The following is a 17727-nucleotide window of genomic DNA, read 5'->3' on the forward strand; positions in this document are numbered from 1 at the left end:
ATATGCCATTAATCAGTCAACCTCAAGATGTGCCTGTGCACATTGATCCGTATTCGTTCCTGGCAGAGATTCAGGTTTTATCGGGTAACCCGGTCCAGAACTATAATAAGGACACGGGCAAATACGAACCTGATCGAAACCTGATCCCCTGCGTCCTCATGCCTTATATCTCTGCACAAGATCCTGAAGGGATTATGAGTGGCAGCCAGGTTATCACCGGTGCAGAATGGTACGAGGGATCGCCTAAGGCTGACGGCAGCAACCGCATTATATCGGCAACATCCGGATATGTGATATCCGATAGCGGCACACCTACATATTCATTAAAAGTCAAGAAGAATATCGATTACAATACTCCTCTTGAACTGCACTGTCTATTTACATTCACCGACAAGCGTAAAAATACGCAGGAGACGGTTGAGCGGAGTATTGTGCTGAAAACAACACTGTTCGACTCATTGAATTACTCGCTGAAGCTTGACAAGCCGAAAGGATGGACTATCAATCCTCTGGATGTGGTTCCTGCATCGGGTGGCGCATGGTTGTACAGTATCACTGCACAACTCTACACCGGTGAAGATCCGGTAGCGGATGCGAATGCTGCATACTGGTGGGAAGTATTTGAAAATGGTGTTTGGCGTAACTTTACGGATGACGAGATCAATATCTTCGTTAACGGCAGGAACTCTAACGGTACCTGGGGAAAGAAAATCACGGTTGATGCCAGGATGTTCCGCCGTTTGACCGTTCGCGCCCGTGCCGCCTGGTATAGCGGAACCCGGCCATCTGTGCCGTCTTCTGCAGAGCTAATGGCAACAACAGCTGTCAAGGTTGAAATGCCGAGAACCTTGCGTGTGGATGTCCGACAGACCAAAGGCATCAAACTGACGGCGCGTATGAATACGACCGTCGGTTTCGAGGCGCAACTGAAGTACAATAACAACCTGATCAGCAATTCGAAGAATGACCTCTTTAAAATTGAATGGTACTGCAAATCGTCCAAGCCCGGCAGTAGTGCCGTATTGGTCGGTACCGGGCGGACGGTTGAGTTTCAGCCTAAGACCTATAATTTCGATCCGTTGTATAGCCTGGGAATTTATACCAAGGTGTATATGTATGCCGTCACTGCTTTGGTAATGTCCGGCACCAAGGCTATTACCTCCGGCTCTAAATATCTTATCACATCAAAATATGAATAGCTTATGAATTATCTACTCGTTAAAAAAGAACAAATGGATGACCAGGGATATGACTATCAGTATGCTGAGCGCATCCCTGACGGGCGTCTCATTCTGCCGCTCAGTGCTCTCAAGGTGCTTTCTAATTTTACGCCTGAAATTATCTCTGACGATAGCCTTCTCGAACTGATTCAGCAGCAGAAGGATAGTGGATTGTATGATGATGCTGCTGAAACGCCTGAAGAAACGCCGTCAGATACTACCGAAAGCACCAGCGATGAAGAACCTGCCGAAGAGGTTCCGGCGCTGGAACCTGATGAAGGCACGGGAGCAGATCCGGATGGCATTCCGTCTGATACTCCCAGTTCAGAAACCGATGCTACTGAAGAAGGAGGTGAAGCATGAATGTAGAGGGTCTATTTACGCTGATAGCACTGATGGACGGTACCACCATCAACGGAACACTCCGTGTTGAGGGTACTCCTTTGGTCCAGCGCTATAATAAAGGTACGGATGTGTTTATCCCGGATTTCACGAAGTTGGCCGAGAATAGCCGTCCCACCGTAGTTGTTATTTTGCGTAGTATCGCAGATGGAAGCATCCTGGTACCTCAAACAGTCGAATACCGGTATAATGATCTGTTGCTGACCTTTGATAGTAATGGCTTGTCAACCAATAGCGGTATGGTCGGATATTTTAAGAAGTTGACTGCATACAGTGCGAATATAGGTGGCAAGACGTATCAGCTCGCTGCCTTACGCGTGATGAAGAACCTGGTACCGATATCCGGCTACGACAATGACCGTATCACTGTGTCAGGTACGATTGAGGTCGGCGGCACCTCCGTTGCCTTTAATGGACTATCCAAAGAAGTGGTTATCCAGGAGAGTACCGGTAATCAGTATGACGTTGTGATATCCAACAATAAGGGTTCTCAATTCGTGAGTGCGGGCGAAAGCCTCACGGAGACGGCACGCGTATTCAAGGATGGTATCGAAATCACTGACTATACAGGTTTCACCTTCCAATGGGTCAGGATGCTGGGGGCAGGCGATAGCAACTGGGGAACTGCGCGGACGCAAGTTGTAAGTACCTCGGACGTAAACAATGTACTGAAGCTGCGCTGTGATGTTTCTAAGGGTGGCAGCAAAATAGCCTCCGGTTATGATGAAGTTACTGACTTTTCTGATCCGTACTATATGGTCACGAAGATTACCGGCATTAGCGGGAATTGTGTCAAGAAGGGAGAGACTGCTACTATTACTCCGGTTGCTGCCAAACGTAGTACCGGCGAAGAGGTGCCTTCTCTTATTAAGAGCTGGAGTTTCTCTATCAAAGACAATGCCGGTGCTGCATTTATTCTGACGGGAAAAAGTGCGGCTACATTTACGGGAACAAATTGCCAAGTGAGTTATGATGATATGGTTAGGGCTAAAATGGGCTTATCGGGCACTATTAGCGGGACTGCATAAATTATGTGATATGATGTTGACTGATACATTCTATTTAACAGCTGACGATGTACATTTGTGGATTGAGACAAATCCGGAGACTGTTTCGCTGGATGCGTACAATGTCCAGAAGTCTCCGCTCGCCATCCGGTTTTGGTCGGGTGAGGGCAGCCTGAAAACGGCAATGCCCGCTTATTTGACCTTGAAGGTTGAGAGTGTTGCGGGTAGTAGCGTCACGATATTATATACCTATAACTCTTCTGGCGCCGTGAGCTCGTATAGTTACACAATTCCTGCTGACAAGTACCCGACGGCTAACCGCATCAGCATATATGCTTATGAGGATTCGGCGCGCACGAAGGAGATTGCCTGCCGGCAGGTGAATATCATTGTGGATAATGCCACGCCGTTTCCGCGTGCAGAGGGTTGGTCTGCCGGTCTCACGTATAAGAATGGTGAGTATATCATGGTAGATGATGTATTGTACATGTGGAGCAGTCGCGTGCCGGGTAATACTGCTACTGATCCGAAGACATGGATACAGAACAACCCGACCAGCAAACTGTGGGTGTCATATCCTTATAATAAGATACTTGCTACGCAGATATTGCTTGCTAATTTCGCACTGATTGGTTCTGCCGTATTCAAGGATGAGTATATGTACTCGCAGCAGGGAGTTGATGCTTCCGGCAAATCCACGGTAGATTATCGCGGGTTTGGGAAGTCTGATTTTACCCCTAATTTGCTATTGGATTTCTTAACCGGTTCATTTACTTGCAATGACGTGAACGTGCGTGGAAGTATCGTAACGCCATATATAGGGATTGATGTAACTCCAAATATCGCTAAGTATATAACTGTCTCAGGACGCACAAACGCCTATGTTAACTGTTTGGGGAGCGGCTACCAGCAACACGATCTCTATATACCGTCTGCCCAAGATGTAGCGGCTGGTACGGAATTGAACTTGTATCATTTTAAAGCTTTTGGACGAATATCGCCCGCTCCTTATATTCGGATTACTGGTGGAGAAGAGTTTCTCCCAATTAACAAAGCGATGATCACGCTAACCAATGATGCAGAACTCCAAATGAAAGTTATCTTATACAATGGTGCCAATCGTTGGCTTATTCTCAATAGCCCATACAATCAGCTCAAGAAATCTCCCTTAGTATTAGCACAAGGAAAAGTGTATGGTACCAATACCGGAGCATCTATGAATGAGCGCTATACCTTCGATGACTCTGCCTTGACTGTGACAAGACAAAGTACTGGGATTTATAGAGTGAACTTTTCATCTTCCTGGGGACTCTTTGGTACGGATTACATAGTTTTGTTGACAGGATATGATGCTGTGTATAATACCTCAACAAATGCATCCAAAGCAACCTTAAAGAGTCGTGGAACAACATACTTTGATGTTATGGTATCAGATGATGATTCGTTAAATGATGGGAGCTTCATTTTTCAATTATTGGAGCTCAGAATGTAATTGTAATATACAGAGAATTCTGTCTTTTCCCAGCGCCTCCCGAACGCTGTGATTTCGGAAAATAAATTAAACAAAAAGAGATAGTAAATAAAATGTTAAATTGGACTGATTTTCATAACAGAAAAGATGTCCGTCAAAAGTACAAGGTATGATAGAGACTATACAGTTGGCAGATGCGGAAAAAAGTTTGCCGGAAGGAACACCATCCAAAATTAGAGCATTAAATGCTGCTGGGGGTGGTATAAATACAAGCGCTCAGCAAGTTGCAGATGCAGCATTATGTGTGAGGAAGGTGATGCTAATTGATACTTCTTTAGATCCGGTTCGATATCTCAAAATTGCTTCTATGAAAGCCGATCAGCCAACAGGATATGAAGAAGGATATAAAAACTCCATGTTGCTACAAATTAGCGGAGGAAACGTTTACACATCAATAATTGGCATGCAGTATGTATCATTAAGATTGCATAGAGGCAATGTTATCGCATCTAAATATACAATATTCTCATCACCCGAAGTCGGATATGTGAAGGAGAGCGGCCTTATAGAGATTTGGATGAAAGTCGTTCAGTATAATCATATTGTACTTGTTTCGATGCTTAATGTTAATAGCTTTGTTACAATCCAAGCAAACATTTTACAAAACAGCGCTCCTGACGGCTATACTGTTATAAATTAAATCTATAGGGGCATAGCGCCCCTATATTTATCCAACACTCCCGTTTACCAGATTGGTGTCAGTTGCAGCGTTATATTCCATCGATCCATCAATTGATATCGAATTTACTATATTGTGCAGGCTAAAAAAAGAAATACGGCTCCATGAAATTGAATTTGTCAATGCAATTTGTATGTAATTCTTTCCATATCTGTGAAATGCTTGCCCTGATGATATACATGGTACTCCGCATAGTGTTTTGATATAAAGAGAGTATGGTAATCCAGATGATGCACCGCCAGACATACCCATTGCAATACCAACAATGACCGGATTAGTATAACTACCAGTCGAAATGACCAATTCGGCTAATGATTTTGATGCAAGTTCTATAACGAAGGCTTTTAATGAAATATCCCCAAAACCTATTGACCCATATCTACCAGCAGCCAATCCACCCTTTATCCCAATATCTGCATTCGGAAATTTTTCTGATATACTGTTGATTACGCTACTATCGCTAACTTGTATTGTCTCAATCATACCTTTACTTTTGACGGACACAAGATATGGCAGAAGAACGAGAGGTCAAATATTGCTCGTTAATTAAGTAAGAGTTATTGATTTCCAAGTAGACCACATAGTTCCCGAATTTGTTCTTAATTTGGCAAGCATAACAGTTGGACGTACTTCTACAGCTATTTGAAATAAATAGTATGTGGTTTTAAATACTACTAATACGCCATATAATATGCCATCCGGAGAATTATCCGCTCCTCTTGAAGAATCATATATCTGATATATTCCACTATTTTTGAAGTTGTTATAATCCACGGTAACTTCTCCTCTATATTGAAACATTGCACTCAACAAATCACTCTTCTTAATTTTTCCCTGACTGTTATCTGTGCCTCCATATATATACGCCACATCCGTCACCGGTGCAAGTTGCCCCAAGGCATTACTAATATCAATCGTTTCTATCATATCCTTTAGTTTTGATGGACAAAGGATATGATTGAAAAAAGAGCTACTGCAACCCTTCTTTTAGAAAGTAAATTCTTTTGCAGAATACCCTTCAGGAATCGCTTCATTAACTTCCTCTGGTTTCTGCAACTTAAACTCAATTAGGCAGGACGCAGATATAATGAATCTGGTTTCCCCTGGAATCCGCACATATACATCTAAATAACTTATTAAAGATTGTGATTGTGCATATACAACACGAGCCTTATTTATAGGAGCTATTGGTGAAGATGCCATTTTAACTATGGTAGAACCGCTACCATAGCCTTCTGTAAATGCATACACTATTATTGCTCTTGGAGATTCATTATAAAAAACATTTGCTATATTGAATAAACCGGAAGACGGATAGTTACCTATAGCCCCAATAGCAATTCTGTACCACTTCCCATTATATACACTACCACTAACAATACCGCTTCCCATATTGGGATGCGGGAGATTAGCCGGATCCATTAGCACTCCATTGCCTGCAGAATTTAGCCCTCTGAGCTTTGCTGCATCACCTACTGGTAGGTTTTTCTCTACTTCCGATAATTGTATCGTCTCAATCATATCTATCCTTTACTTTTGACGGACAAAGGAAGCGCCTCTAAATACTTGTTTTCTTAACATTTTTATAAATGAGAATATTTTCTTACTTTTAATGCGAAAATTTATAGCTTATGAATTACGGATATATTAGAGTTTCGGGAGAGAAACAGACAGTTGAGAACCAACGCTATGAAATTGCCGAATATTGTGCAAAGAAAGGGATAGTCATAGATAAATGGATTGCTGAAAGTGTTAGCGGTGCCAAACATCCCAATGTGCGTAAACTTGGAAATATACTTAGTATCATCCAAAAAGGAGACACTATTCTTGTCACAGAGCTATCACGCTTGGGACGTTGCGCTTATATGGTCATCTCTATAATTTCCCATTGTTTAATGGTTAAAGCAAACATCTTAGAGGTTCGTGACGATAAAATAGTCATGGATGATTCGGATTCTGTACAAGATACTTTTTTCAAGGTCTTATTTGCCTAAAAAGAACGTGAAGACATATCACGTAGAACTAAGGCCGGACTTGCTCGACGTGTAGCGATGGGAATGAAATTGGGGAGAAAAGCGGGCAGTCACAATTCTCACTATAAACTGACCGGCAAAGAGAAGATCTTGAAGGATATGTTGAAGGCAGGTATCTCTAAAGCTCAAATATGTCGAATTTTTAATTGTAATCCTAAGACTTTGGATGACCACATGAAACGAATGTGCTATTTTCTGCCATCCTAAAAAATAAAACCATGTATCTTCACGCGCAAAAATGGTTTACGCGTATATAAGAGTGAGTACAGACAAGCAGACTCTTGAAAATCAAAGGTTCGAAGTGCAGAAATTTGCTATCGAGAAAAAAGTAGTCATTGATAAATGGGTATCAGAGACCGTCTCCGGTACAAAGAAAGCCAACGATCGTAAACTTGGTCCTTTATTGAGGAAGATGAAGAAAGGCGATACTTTGATAATAACGGAGATAAGTCGATTAGGCCGTAATCTCATGCAGATAATGTCGATATTAAACCTATGTATGACCAAGGAAACGATGGTACTCACCATTAAAGAAAGGTATGAGCTTGGAAACAATATTAATAGTCAGATACTTGCATTCGCATTCGGTCTTTCTGCTCAGATCGAGCGCGATCTAATCTCACAGCGAACCAAGGAAGCGCTTGCCAGGCGTAAAGCGAACGGCCAACGTTTAGGGCGGGAAGTCGGCACGAAGAACACTCATTATAAGTTGACCGGCAAAGAACCTCTTATCCAGACAATGCTTGATTACGGCTACTCTAAGGCAGCTATCTGTCGAAAGCTGAAATGTAATCCTAAAACCCTCGATGATCATCTTGTGCGCATGAATGATGTCCTTTCTTCTTAGGCATATCACACCTATCTTTGTCGAAAAAAAAGGTAAAGGATGAAATGAAGAAAGAAACAAAAGAATCCATACAGATATGGACAGCTGTTGGAATGCTAATTAGTGGTGTTGGTTTATCTACTGCAGGATTTATTGTTGCGCCCCTCGGCAAGATTGATGATAGTGTCTTGTGGCTCTTTGCTCAATGTCTACTTTATGCAGGTAGTATTTTTGGAATTGGTATATATGTCAACGGTAAGATTAACTATTTAGCGGATAAGATATCAGGAAAGGAAAATCAGAAATGAAGATTATTGATGCAATTATCATCCATTGCTCAGCCACACGTGCTGGGCAAGATTTGCGAGCCAATGACATTGATCGTATGCATCGAACACGCGGATTTAATCAGATAGGCTACAACTATGTTATTGACATTGATGGTACCATTGAGAACGGTCGACCATTGAATATTGACGGGGCACACTGTAATACAAAAGGTTTCTCCGAGTTATCATACAATAAACATTCGGTCGGCATTTGCTACATCGGCGGATTAGATGCCAACGGAAAGCCTGCTGATACCCGTACGGAAACACAGAAAGCAGCTCTCCGTGATTTGGTGGCTAAGTTATGTAAAGAATATCCCATCATTGAACTGTTGGGTCATCGTGATACATCGCCCGATTTGGATGGAAGCGGAGAAATTGAACCCAAAGAGTATATTAAAGCTTGCCCTTGTTTTGATGTCAGGAGTGAGTTTTGCAATTTTTTACGTAATATTGTGATACATCCATGAAGCGACTAATTTACTTTATAACCATTCTCCTGATGCCAGGAATATGGTTGTCCTGTGGTAGTCATAAGTCCACCACGAAGCAAGAAATGTTTATTGAGGAATCTTTGTATCATCAGCACAAAGATACATTTTCCGTTAGTCAACAAGTGGAAAAGACGGAACATGAAGATATAATCGAAACGATAGAAGAGGTTACGACACTCTATGATACTGGTAAGCCGATTGATCCACAAACAGGTAGACCTCCTTTGCTTTCAGAAACAAAGAAGAATACCAGGAAAGAAACAAATAAGAAAAAAGAAGAGAAGACTAATACACAAGAGAATCAAAGTAGTGATGACCAAACGTTTTCCCGAAGCCAGGAAAACGATAAGCATGATGTGCAGAAGCACAAAGATGAGACAACGATTCCTAAACAAATCGGCGGCTTGGTATGGGCTATTTCTGCTTTGGCGGTGATCGTGATCATCGGAAAGATTGTAAATAAGAAAAATAACAGTAAGGCAGCTTAAACTGCCTTTGCTTCGATCTATAACCCTCCTTTGAAATGCTTTGTTTCCTCATGTACTGCCAAAGAATCGCCTTTCAAGTACTTATTAGTGATTGATATGTCCGAATGCCTGGCTTGATCGCGAGCAACAACAATTCCTTCAGCATTCGCCAAATCTCTAATGCCGGAGTCTTTTAATGAGTAGAATTGATAGTTTTGAGGCAGTTTGAGTAATGCTCGAACTTTATTAAAGTATTCTCGAAATATTCGTGCGTCAGCTTTAGCTTGGGACGGTTTGAAATCTTTTCCAAACAGATAGCAGTCTGAGCTGTTATCGAAAGTCCCAAGCTCTATCATTAACTTGATAAGCGTGTCGTTTAGTCCTACCATACCATCCCGACGGTTTTTTGATATTGTAGAGGACACGAATACCTTCTGTTCCTTTAGATGGATGTCTCTCAGACGTATGTTGCTTAGTTCGTCCGGACGAATGAAAGTGTAATATTCCATTTGGCAAGCCAGCAGGAAATGCTTGTTTGTCTCTTCTAAATATTCTTTCATTCTTGACAGATCTGCTTGGGAGAAGGCTGAACGGAATTTTTCTCCTTCAACTAAGGTTTTTATCTTTTCGACTGGATTTGTTTCCAAATACTTTTTTTCTTGCAGCCAGGTGCAGAAAGCGGAGAGCCATGTCCGATAGTTATTTCGTGTGCGGGCAGTGGAATCTCGATCAAGAAGAATGTAATCTAAAAAGTCACTGATATATGCCTGGTCAAACTGATACATATATACGATAGGGGTGCTTCGGCTGAGATTGTATTCAAGCAACATATTCATCCGTGACTGATAATCATAAGACGTCTTCTTTTTCAAGGTGTTGCTGGCTGTGAGTTTCTCTATATACCTTATATAGTGAGATGTCACTTCTGGGAATTGTGCATATAAGCGTTCTGTTGTTGCTTCTATCCATGGGTTCCATCCTTGGCGTAAACGGTTGGTTGTGTTCGCGATAATTTCGGCCGCACGCTTTTTTCTCTCTGAAATTTTTGTGATGGAATCAAGCATAAATTTCTTTCGTCGCATTCGGCCATCAATAGGATCATAGCACTGGAAATCAACATACCAATTCTTCCCTGAATGTAATTTGGGGAGGGTGTAAGTTACAACATCTTTAATAGACGCGCCTTTTCTCGTTTTTTGTGAAGACATTTTTTTATACGTTTTTCGAGTACGAAAACGTATGATGAATAATAGGGCTATTTTTTTGTCCGACATCTGTCCGACCTCTTTAAAGAAATCGAGGATAAAAAACTGTATTTCAGTATTTTATCCTCGATATAGTTGCGGAGATCCGACTCGAACGAATGACCTTTGGGTTATGAGCCCAACGAGCTACCAACTGCTCCACTCCGCGATGTTATTGTTTTGTGGGTGCAAAGGTACGGCTTTTCTTTGAATATGCAAATAAAATCTACTTTATTTTTCTAAATAAATGCAGTTTAGTGTATAACATATTGATAGATAGCTTGGTATGGAAGGCGTTTTTTTATTCCTCTTTTTCTGCCCGATTGTTAATAAAATGCACAATTGTTTGTAGGATATGCAGAAATGTCTTACTTTTGCTCAAATTATTAAGCAATGTGCAATTAATCTATGACTGTATCGAAGACAAAAGCTAAATTAGTGGACGTTGCCCGTCAGTTGTTTGCAAAGATGGGTGTGGAGAATACCACGATGAATGATATTGCCCTCGCTTCTAAGAAAGGTAGAAGAACCCTTTATACCTACTTCAAGAGCAAGGAAGATATCTATATGGCTGTTGTCGAGTCGGAATTGGATATCCTTTCGGATATGATGAAACGTGTGGCAGAGAAAGATATTCAACCGGGCGAGAAATTGATGGAAATGATTTACACCCATCTGGATGCAGTGAAGGAGGCCGTTTTTCGTAACGGTACCCTTCGTGCTAATTTCTTCCGGGATATTTGGAGAGTGGAGAAAGTGCGTAAGCGTTTCGATGCCAAGGAAACCCTGCTTTTCAAGGAGGTCTTGCGCGAAGGCATGGAGAAAGGTGTTTTCCATATAGATGACTTGGATATGACAGCCGAAATCGTGCACTACAGTGTTAAAGGCATTGAGACGCCTTACATACGCGGTCATATAGGGGCCAATTTGGACGATGCGGTGCGTGATGCCTATGTGACACGTCTGGTGCTTGGTGCATTGGGAAAGAAATAAATACATTAATCAATAACTTAAAAAAACAGTATGGGATTATTAGATGGAAAAACAGCCATTGTAACTGGTGCTGCACGCGGTATCGGTAAGGCTATCGCTTTGAAGTTCGCTCAAGAAGGAGCAAATATCGCATTCACCGACCTGGTGATTGATGAAAACGCCGACAACACAGCCAAAGAAATAGAAGCTTTGGGCGTAAAGGCGAAAGGTTATGCTTCGAATGCAGCCAACTTTGAAGATACTGCACGGGTAGTGGAAGAAATCCACAAAGATTTCGGCCGTATCGATATCCTGGTAAACAATGCCGGTATCACGCGCGACGGATTGATGATGCGTATGAGCGAGCAGCAATGGGATATGGTTATCAACGTCAACCTGAAATCAGCATTCAACTTTATCCACGCTTGTACGCCGGTCATGATGCGTCAGAAAGTAGGCAGCATCATCAATATGGCTTCCGTAGTAGGTGTTCACGGCAATGCAGGCCAGGCCAACTATGCTGCTTCTAAGGCAGGTATGATTGCTTTGGCCAAGTCTATCGCACAGGAACTGGGCTCTCGCGGCATTCGTGCCAACGCTATTGCCCCGGGCTTTATCCTGACCGACATGACAGCTGCCTTGTCCGACGAAGTGAAGGCCGAATGGGCTAAGAAAATACCTTTGCGCCGTGGCGGTACACCCGAAGACGTGGCAAACATTGCTACCTTCCTGGCTTCTGATATGTCTGCTTATGTATCCGGCCAGGTTATCCAGGTAGATGGTGGTATGAATATGTAAGATGAGCGTATGACTGTCGTATACGAAGACAATCATATCATTATAGTCAACAAGACCGCTTCCGAGATCGTTCAGGGAGACAAGACGGGCGATACGCCACTTTCGGAAACCGTGAAACAGTATCTGAAAGAAAAGTACAGCAAGCCCGGTAATGTTTTTATCGGTGTCACCCACCGGCTGGACCGCCCCGTGAGCGGTCTTGTTGTTTTTGCCAAAACCAGCAAGGCACTTTCGCGTCTCAACGAAATGTTCAAGAACAGCGAGGTGAAGAAGACCTACTGGGCAGTGGTGAAGAACCGCCCCCGCGAGGAAGAAGGGGAGTTGGTGAACTATTTGGTACGAAACGAGAAACAGAATAAAAGTTATGCACATGACAAAGAAGTGCCGGGCAGCAAAAAGGCAATCTTGCACTACCGGCTCATCGGCCAGTCGCAAAACTACTATTTGTTGGAGATAGACCTGAAGACCGGACGCCATCATCAGATTCGCTGCCAGTTGGCAAAGATGGGATGCCCCATCAAAGGCGACCTGAAATACGGTTCTCCCCGTTCCAACCCGGATGGCAGTATTTGCCTGCATGCACGCTATATCCGTTTTGTGCATCCGGTATCCAAGGAACAGATTGAGGTGGAAGCACCCGTTCCGGCCGGCAATTTATGGAATGGTTTTGAATTAACCTGAAATTTACTTATAACTAAGTTCAATGAAAAAAATCACGATTTTATCGGGCCTGCTGCTTCTGGTGGGATTGGCAGCCCAAGCACAAGAGAAAGTGACCGAGTACAACGTGCGTCCTGCCGTTGTGGTACGTACCCCTATCCAAGGCGACAGTATCAACTATAAAGGCGACAAGTTTGCTGTCAGCAATCTTTTGAAGACAAGTATCGACCTCGATTTTGACGGTCGTCCCTACGAACGCATGTCGGCCGATACCGCCGGTTATGTTACGGTGAAGAAGGCAGATAAAGACAACCTTTTCTATCTGTTTGCTACCAACCTGCGCGCCGAGCGCTTTATGAAGGCCAAACTGAATATCTCTTCGCCTTCCCGTTTCGAAGTGTTTGTAAACGGTGTGTCCAAGCAAACCAAGGAGACGGCAGAAGACAGCCTATCGAAGGTTCGTCCCACGGTTGTAGACCTGCGTATGGACCCGGAAGCCGATTATGAAATTGTCATCAAACTGCTCTCTACGGCCGACGATAAAATGGAGCCGGTGCTGAAGTGTGAGTTTGAGAAAGAAAAAGACTTTGCCGGTGTCGGCTGTCAGATGGGACCGGACTTGAAGAGGCGCCTCTCTTTATTCAATACCGCATTCGGCTGCCGTGTGAGTTGGGTCTCTCTTTCTCCCGACGGTAAATATCTGTTGACGCGCTATTCGGACAATTATTCCGTGAAACGCTCCAAGAGCCGTTGTGAACTGACCGAAGTAAAGACCGGCCGGATGATATTGCCCAACGCCGATGAAAAAATGCGCTGGATGCCCAGCAGTAGTAAATTGTACTACACAGTGCTTGGCGAAAAGCAGAATGACCTGGTTGTATTCGACCCTGCCACCATGCGTCAGGAAGTAGTACTCAAGAATGTTCCCGAAGGATACTTCACTTGGTCACCCCGGGAAGATTACCTGATTTACTCGTCCAGTGATGAAGGCGAAAAGGTGGAAGGACCTTTGAAGCGCATCCTGCATCCCGACGACCGTATCCCCGGCTCGCGTACCCGCCGTTATCTTACGAAGTACGATCTGACAAGCGGTCTTTCCGAACGTCTGACCTATGGCAGCCACAGTGTTTATCTGAACGACATCTCTCCCGATGGCAAGAAACTGCTGTGTTCCACCTCCAAATCGAATATCACCGAGTGTCCTTTCTCGCTTTCCTCTTTGTTCGAGATAGACTTGGCTACCTTGCAGGCCGACACCCTGGTCCTTTGGGATCCTTATCTGGGCGGTGGCCAATATTCTCCCGACGGCAAGCAACTGCTGCTCACCGGCGGCCCGGCTGCTTTCGGTGGCATCGGCAAGAACTGCGGTGACCACCCTATACCCAATGACTTCGATACGCAAGCGTTCATCATGGACTTGTCCACGAAGAAGATAACGCCTATTACCCGCGACTTCAATCCTACGGTATCTCCTTTGCAGTGGAACCGTGCAGACGGTTGTATTTATTTCAGTACTACCGATGAAGACTGCGTACACATCTACCGTTACACTCCGAAGACAGGACAGTATGAAATGCTGCCGCTCAAGGAAGATGTAATTAGCTCCTTTACCGTGGCAGAGGATAACCCGTCGGTAGCGGCTTACGTGGGTGGTGGAAATACCAGCGTCGGTGTTGCCTACACTTACGACGCAAAGAAGAAAGTGTCTACCCTGCTTGCCAATCCGATGCAGCCTGTGCTGGACAAGATAGAGCTGGGCAAGATGGACGAATGGAACTTTACGGCATCAGACGGTACCGAGATTAAGGGTATGATATGCCTGCCCCCTTCGTTCGACCCGAATAAGAAATATCCGCTGATCGTTTATTATTATGGAGGAACAACACCTACCACTCGCGGTATCACGTCTCCCTATTCCGCACAGCTGTTTGCTTCACGCGACTATGTGGTTTATGTCATCCAGCCCAGCGGAACTATTGGTTACGGTCAGGAATTCTCTGCCCGCCACGTCAATGCCTGGGGTGACTATACGGCCGACAATATTATAGAAGGAACCAAGAAGTTCTGTGCTGCCCATCCGTTTGTCAACGAGAAGCGTATTGGTTGTCTCGGTGCTTCCTACGGTGGATTCATGACGATGTATTTGCAGACGAAGACCGATATGTTTGCCGCCGCCGCTTCTCATGCCGGCATCAGTGATGTGACGAGCTATTGGGGCGAAGGTTATTGGGGATATTCTTATAACTCCGTTGCCGCTGCTGGCAGCTATCCCTGGAACAACCCGGATTTGTTTACCAAACACGGAGCATTGTTCAATGCAGATAAAATCAAGACGCCGCTGCTGTTGCTGCAAGGTACGGTCGATACCAATGTGCCCCTTGGCGAGAGCATCCAGATGTACAATGCATTGAAGATATTGGGTAAGACAGTGGAATATATTCAGGTAGATGGTGAGAACCACTTTATCAGCGATTATCCCAAGCGTGAGTTGTGGCAAAATTCCATTATGGCATGGTTTGCCCGCTGGTTGCAGGATAGTCCGGAGTGGTGGAACGACCTTTATCCGGAAAGACATTGGTAATCCGATTCCTCCCGAAATAGAATGGACAATAGGCTGCGAAACTGTTTGATGTTTCGCAGCCTATTCTGTTTTGTAACGTGTTTATAATGAAAAGGGTACTGCTTTATTCTTGCTTTATGTATTGTAAAGTGCTGCTTTATTACTAATAAAGTAGTACTTTAATACTACTAAAGCATTACTTTATTATTAGTAAAGTAATGCCTCGAAGGGATCAGTCGCAAAACCTGGTGGATATCTTTCTATGAGTTATGTGATGCTTACTATTATTCATAGCGATATAGAAATGAATGAAATGATAAACATGAGTATCTCAAATTCTCCCGCCTGAAAGGGGGAGTACCCCGTAGGGGGGAGGGGGGCTCACATAAGCAGAGAGTAACTTTGCAATATATAAGTCCCTTCGGATGTAAGACCCCTCCGCCCTACGGGCACCTCCCCTTTCAGGCGGAGGAGTTTGAGATACTCTTGCTCATATCCCTGTGAGAAGTGAATGAAATGTCAACCAGTAGTAGCTCAAAACACCAGGTTTCGCGGCTGATCCCTTCGAAGTAGATGAAGAAAAACGGATTGCCTTCTTGCTGATAATAAGTGGTGAAATAAAAAAAGCCGTTCCCCAGAATAGACAAGGAGGGAACGGCTTTTTGTTGTAGTGTGCTTACTGTTATTTAGCCACTTGAGTTGTGTCAGGCACGTTCTTGACAGTTTGCGTAGAATCTGTAATTACAGTGTCGTTCGACAAGGTTGTTGTTTCAGACTTCTGTTGTGCAGATGTCTTCGCTTGTGCCAAGAACGAACCGCCACAAACAAACATAAACAGGGCTGCTACTAATACTAATTTTTTCATAATTTCATTTGCTTTAGGTTGATGTATATATTGTCCAATTAAAGTTTCTGAGTGATTTTGTGTGGCGTTTGACGTTCACGCCTAATATAGCTCAAATGACGTGCCAAAGTAGGGACTTTGTTGCTAAGTAGTTGATAAATAGGAATTAGATATGCCAGCGTAATGTGTGGCACAGTGTGGAAAAGTGTGGAATGTGTGGAACAGAGTGTGGAATTATTCCACACTTCTCAGTCGAAGATGTTGTAGAGTTTGAGTTTGTTGTATAGCGTCTTCCGGTCGATGCCCAGCAGTTGTGCGGCGCGGCTCTTATTGTAGTTTGTCTGCCGCAAGGCTTCGAGGATTTGATGTTTCTCGGCTTCTTCGTTGCGGAGGGGCATGCCTATGGGTGCCGGAGCAGGCTCTTTCAAGTCACTCAGTTCGTCTATGGTGATGAATTTGCCTTGTGCCAGCAAGGTGGCGCGGCGTACCATGTTCTTCATCTGCCGCAGATTTCCCGGCCAATGATACTCTTGCAAAGCCCTGGATGCTTTCTCGTCGAAACCTATCACCTGTTTGTCCATCTCGCGATTTGCCTGGTCCAGGAAGAAGTTGGCAAAGAGCAGGATGTCTTCGTGGCGGTCTTTCAGCGGCGGCATGCGCAGTGTGAACTCGTTGATGCGGTGGTATAAATCTTCGCGGAACGTACCTTTTTCGATGGCTTGCTCCAGGTTTTCGTTGGTGGCGGATACCAGGCGTACGTCCACACTGATTTCCTTGTTCGAGCCTACGGGGCGTATCTGCCGCTCCTGCAAGGCGCGGAGCAACTGTATCTGTACTTCATAACTCAGGTTTCCTATCTCGTCGAGGAAGATAGTACCTCCGTTGGCCTCGACAAAAGCACCCGTCTTGTCGGTCAGCGCACCGGTGAAGGCGCCTTTCACGTGGCCGAAGAACTCGGAAGCTGCCAGCTCTTTGGGGATGGCCCCGCAGTCTATGGCAACAAACGGCTGCTGGGCACGTTTGCTGAGTTGATGGATGCGATGGGCTACATATTCTTTACCCGTACCGCTGGCCCCGTTGATGAGAACGGACATGTTGGTAGGAGCAACAAGTTTTACATAATTATAGAGCTGCCGTGCGGCGTCGCTCTCTCCTTCCAGGAAATCGGAAGCGAGATGTGTGCCTTCTGCACTCTTTTGGGATGAATCATTGCTGCACTCCGAACGCATCATCTGTTTGGCGGCAACAGATGATGCTTTGAAAGCTTCATCCATTTTCTTCAACAGTTCGTCCGGGTTCACCGGCTTGGCTATGTAGTCGCAGGCGCCCAGTTTCATGGCTTGCACGGCCGATTGTATATCGGCATATCCCGTCATGATGATGAGCGGAATAGACTGGCCGCGTTCTCCGAGCCACTTCAGCAGATCGATGCCGTCGCGGTCGGGCAGACGCAGATCAGACAGTATCAGGTCCACACTTTCCGCTTCGATATGCTTTTGCGCACGGGCAATGCTGCTGGCAGAGGACACTTGGAAACCTTTCTTTCCGAGCCATGTCTTCAGCATCATGCCGTAAGTAATATCATCTTCTACGATTAGTATGGACTTCATAGTCTTTGCTTTTTATCTCTTTTATGAGACAAAGGTAAGTGCTTTTGTCCG

The 17727-nt window shown here is 44.4% G+C and carries 20 protein-coding genes and 1 tRNA gene; 14 read left to right on the plus strand and 7 right to left on the minus strand.

The window, feature by feature from the left end; genetic code table 11:
* Window positions 1–2 precede the first annotated feature (2 nt).
* From AAE250_RS16355 to AAE250_RS16375, 5 genes are all read left to right on the plus strand, one after another.
* The gene (locus AAE250_RS16355; protein ID WP_294601887.1) at window positions 3–1199 is read left to right on the plus strand and encodes a hypothetical protein; all 1197 of its coding nucleotides are present in this window, start codon (window positions 3–5) and stop codon (window positions 1197–1199) included.
* 3 nt (window positions 1200–1202) lie between these two features.
* Complete coding sequence (locus AAE250_RS16360; protein WP_294601885.1) at window positions 1203–1583, plus strand: hypothetical protein; 381 nt, start codon at window positions 1203–1205, stop codon at window positions 1581–1583.
* Window positions 1580–2650 carry a hypothetical protein gene (locus tag AAE250_RS16365; RefSeq protein WP_294601883.1) on the plus strand — a complete coding sequence of 357 codons (1071 nt, stop codon included), beginning with the start codon at window positions 1580–1582 and terminating at the stop codon, window positions 2648–2650. The genes AAE250_RS16360 and AAE250_RS16365 overlap by 4 nt, the downstream gene beginning before the upstream one ends.
* A 10-nt stretch (window positions 2651–2660) precedes the next feature.
* A complete protein-coding gene (locus tag AAE250_RS16370; protein ID WP_342289164.1) occupies window positions 2661–4121 on the plus strand; it encodes a hypothetical protein in 1461 nt (486 codons plus the stop codon).
* Window positions 4122–4269: 148 nt separating this feature from the next.
* On the plus strand, window positions 4270–4800 hold the full coding sequence (locus tag AAE250_RS16375; protein WP_342289166.1) for a hypothetical protein: 531 nt from the start codon (window positions 4270–4272) through the stop codon (window positions 4798–4800).
* 27 nt (window positions 4801–4827) lie between these two features.
* Here the strand turns inward: AAE250_RS16375 and AAE250_RS16380 are convergent, their stop codons facing one another.
* The 3 genes from AAE250_RS16380 to AAE250_RS16390 form a co-directional block, all read right to left on the minus strand.
* On the minus strand, window positions 4828–5322 hold the full coding sequence (locus AAE250_RS16380; protein ID WP_342289167.1) for a hypothetical protein: 495 nt from the start codon (window positions 5320–5322) through the stop codon (window positions 4828–4830).
* A gap of 63 nt (window positions 5323–5385) precedes the next feature.
* Window positions 5386–5766, minus strand: coding sequence for a pyocin knob domain-containing protein (locus AAE250_RS16385; RefSeq protein ID WP_342289169.1), 381 nt, complete (start codon window positions 5764–5766; stop codon window positions 5386–5388).
* 60 nt (window positions 5767–5826) lie between these two features.
* The gene (locus AAE250_RS16390) at window positions 5827–6360 is read right to left on the minus strand and encodes a hypothetical protein (protein WP_342289170.1); all 534 of its coding nucleotides are present in this window, start codon (window positions 6358–6360) and stop codon (window positions 5827–5829) included.
* Window positions 6361–6470: 110 nt separating this feature from the next.
* Here AAE250_RS16390 and AAE250_RS16395 point away from each other — a divergent pair, with 110 nt between their 5' ends.
* The 5 genes from AAE250_RS16395 (at window position 6471) to AAE250_RS16415 (ending at window position 9009) form a co-directional block, all read left to right on the plus strand.
* Entirely contained in the window at window positions 6471–6833 is a 363-nt protein-coding gene (locus AAE250_RS16395) for a recombinase family protein (RefSeq protein ID WP_294595568.1), read from the plus strand.
* Window positions 6834–7110: 277 nt separating this feature from the next.
* Window positions 7111–7719 carry a master DNA invertase Mpi family serine-type recombinase gene (locus AAE250_RS16400; protein ID WP_294595570.1) on the plus strand — a complete coding sequence of 203 codons (609 nt, stop codon included), beginning with the start codon at window positions 7111–7113 and terminating at the stop codon, window positions 7717–7719.
* Window positions 7720–7763: 44 nt separating this feature from the next.
* Window positions 7764–8006, plus strand: coding sequence for a hypothetical protein (locus tag AAE250_RS16405; protein ID WP_294595572.1), 243 nt, complete (start codon window positions 7764–7766; stop codon window positions 8004–8006).
* A complete protein-coding gene (locus AAE250_RS16410; protein ID WP_294595574.1) occupies window positions 8003–8497 on the plus strand; it encodes an N-acetylmuramoyl-L-alanine amidase in 495 nt (164 codons plus the stop codon). The genes AAE250_RS16405 and AAE250_RS16410 overlap by 4 nt, the downstream gene beginning before the upstream one ends.
* Window positions 8494–9009 (plus strand): hypothetical protein, encoded by a 516-nt coding sequence (locus AAE250_RS16415; RefSeq protein WP_294595576.1) that lies wholly within the window; start codon window positions 8494–8496, stop codon window positions 9007–9009. Before AAE250_RS16410 ends, AAE250_RS16415 begins: the two co-directional genes overlap by 4 nt.
* 17 nt (window positions 9010–9026) lie before the next feature.
* Here the strand turns inward: AAE250_RS16415 and AAE250_RS16420 are convergent, their stop codons facing one another.
* Both AAE250_RS16420 and AAE250_RS16425 read right to left on the minus strand, forming a co-directional pair.
* On the minus strand, window positions 9027–10196 hold the full coding sequence (locus tag AAE250_RS16420; RefSeq protein ID WP_294595578.1) for a tyrosine-type recombinase/integrase: 1170 nt from the start codon (window positions 10194–10196) through the stop codon (window positions 9027–9029).
* 132 nt (window positions 10197–10328) lie between these two features.
* Window positions 10329–10401 (minus strand) — tRNA-Met (locus tag AAE250_RS16425).
* Window positions 10402–10640: 239 nt separating this feature from the next.
* On the opposite strand from AAE250_RS16425, the gene AAE250_RS16430 reads away from it, so the two are divergent.
* The 4 genes from AAE250_RS16430 to AAE250_RS16445 are packed head-to-tail and all read left to right on the plus strand — an operon-like array spanning window position 10641 to window position 15243.
* Entirely contained in the window at window positions 10641–11225 is a 585-nt protein-coding gene (locus tag AAE250_RS16430) for a TetR/AcrR family transcriptional regulator (RefSeq protein WP_294595580.1), read from the plus strand.
* A 30-nt stretch (window positions 11226–11255) separates the two neighbouring features.
* Window positions 11256–12002 (plus strand): 3-oxoacyl-[acyl-carrier-protein] reductase, encoded by a 747-nt coding sequence (fabG, locus tag AAE250_RS16435; protein WP_294595582.1) that lies wholly within the window; start codon window positions 11256–11258, stop codon window positions 12000–12002.
* A gap of 9 nt (window positions 12003–12011) precedes the next feature.
* On the plus strand, window positions 12012–12683 hold the full coding sequence (locus tag AAE250_RS16440) for an RluA family pseudouridine synthase (RefSeq protein WP_294595584.1): 672 nt from the start codon (window positions 12012–12014) through the stop codon (window positions 12681–12683).
* A 22-nt stretch (window positions 12684–12705) separates the two neighbouring features.
* Window positions 12706–15243: a S9 family peptidase gene (locus tag AAE250_RS16445; RefSeq protein ID WP_294595586.1), complete on the plus strand. Its 2538-nt coding sequence runs from the start codon at window positions 12706–12708 to the stop codon at window positions 15241–15243.
* A 661-nt stretch (window positions 15244–15904) separates the two neighbouring features.
* On the opposite strand, the gene AAE250_RS16450 is transcribed toward AAE250_RS16445, so the two are convergent.
* Window positions 15905–16087, minus strand: coding sequence for a hypothetical protein (locus AAE250_RS16450; RefSeq protein ID WP_294595587.1), 183 nt, complete (start codon window positions 16085–16087; stop codon window positions 15905–15907).
* A gap of 227 nt (window positions 16088–16314) precedes the next feature.
* On the minus strand, window positions 16315–17676 hold the full coding sequence (locus AAE250_RS16455; RefSeq protein ID WP_294595589.1) for a sigma-54-dependent transcriptional regulator: 1362 nt from the start codon (window positions 17674–17676) through the stop codon (window positions 16315–16317).
* Window positions 17677–17727 lie beyond the last annotated feature (51 nt).

The organism is Bacteroides sp. GD17 (genome assembly GCF_038448625.1).
Taxonomy (GTDB): domain Bacteria; phylum Bacteroidota; class Bacteroidia; order Bacteroidales; family Bacteroidaceae; genus Bacteroides.

What these genes read in the sequence shown, in the direction of transcription:
- AAE250_RS16400 (WP_294595570.1), top strand. Translation starts at nt 7,111, where the DNA reads ATGGTTTACGCGTATATAAGAGTGAGTACAGACAAGCAGACTCTTGAA.
- AAE250_RS16375 (WP_342289166.1), top strand. Translation starts at nt 4,270, where the DNA reads ATGATAGAGACTATACAGTTGGCAGATGCGGAAAAAAGTTTGCCGGAA.
- AAE250_RS16405 (WP_294595572.1), top strand. Translation starts at nt 7,764, where the DNA reads ATGAAGAAAGAAACAAAAGAATCCATACAGATATGGACAGCTGTTGGA.
- AAE250_RS16430 (WP_294595580.1), top strand. Translation starts at nt 10,641, where the DNA reads ATGACTGTATCGAAGACAAAAGCTAAATTAGTGGACGTTGCCCGTCAG.
- AAE250_RS16450 (WP_294595587.1), bottom strand. Translation starts at nt 16,087, where the DNA reads ATGAAAAAATTAGTATTAGTAGCAGCCCTGTTTATGTTTGTTTGTGGC.
- AAE250_RS16370 (WP_342289164.1), top strand. Translation starts at nt 2,661, where the DNA reads ATGATGTTGACTGATACATTCTATTTAACAGCTGACGATGTACATTTG.
- AAE250_RS16410 (WP_294595574.1), top strand. Translation starts at nt 8,003, where the DNA reads ATGAAGATTATTGATGCAATTATCATCCATTGCTCAGCCACACGTGCT.
- fabG (WP_294595582.1), top strand. Translation starts at nt 11,256, where the DNA reads ATGGGATTATTAGATGGAAAAACAGCCATTGTAACTGGTGCTGCACGC.
- AAE250_RS16355 (WP_294601887.1), top strand. Translation starts at nt 3, where the DNA reads ATGCCATTAATCAGTCAACCTCAAGATGTGCCTGTGCACATTGATCCG.
- AAE250_RS16390 (WP_342289170.1), bottom strand. Translation starts at nt 6,360, where the DNA reads ATGATTGAGACGATACAATTATCGGAAGTAGAGAAAAACCTACCAGTA.
- AAE250_RS16420 (WP_294595578.1), bottom strand. Translation starts at nt 10,196, where the DNA reads ATGTCTTCACAAAAAACGAGAAAAGGCGCGTCTATTAAAGATGTTGTA.
- AAE250_RS16455 (WP_294595589.1), bottom strand. Translation starts at nt 17,676, where the DNA reads ATGAAGTCCATACTAATCGTAGAAGATGATATTACTTACGGCATGATG.
- AAE250_RS16385 (WP_342289169.1), bottom strand. Translation starts at nt 5,766, where the DNA reads ATGATAGAAACGATTGATATTAGTAATGCCTTGGGGCAACTTGCACCG.
- AAE250_RS16380 (WP_342289167.1), bottom strand. Translation starts at nt 5,322, where the DNA reads ATGATTGAGACAATACAAGTTAGCGATAGTAGCGTAATCAACAGTATA.
- AAE250_RS16440 (WP_294595584.1), top strand. Translation starts at nt 12,012, where the DNA reads ATGACTGTCGTATACGAAGACAATCATATCATTATAGTCAACAAGACC.
- AAE250_RS16365 (WP_294601883.1), top strand. Translation starts at nt 1,580, where the DNA reads ATGAATGTAGAGGGTCTATTTACGCTGATAGCACTGATGGACGGTACC.
- AAE250_RS16415 (WP_294595576.1), top strand. Translation starts at nt 8,494, where the DNA reads ATGAAGCGACTAATTTACTTTATAACCATTCTCCTGATGCCAGGAATA.
- AAE250_RS16445 (WP_294595586.1), top strand. Translation starts at nt 12,706, where the DNA reads ATGAAAAAAATCACGATTTTATCGGGCCTGCTGCTTCTGGTGGGATTG.
- AAE250_RS16360 (WP_294601885.1), top strand. Translation starts at nt 1,203, where the DNA reads ATGAATTATCTACTCGTTAAAAAAGAACAAATGGATGACCAGGGATAT.
- AAE250_RS16395 (WP_294595568.1), top strand. Translation starts at nt 6,471, where the DNA reads ATGAATTACGGATATATTAGAGTTTCGGGAGAGAAACAGACAGTTGAG.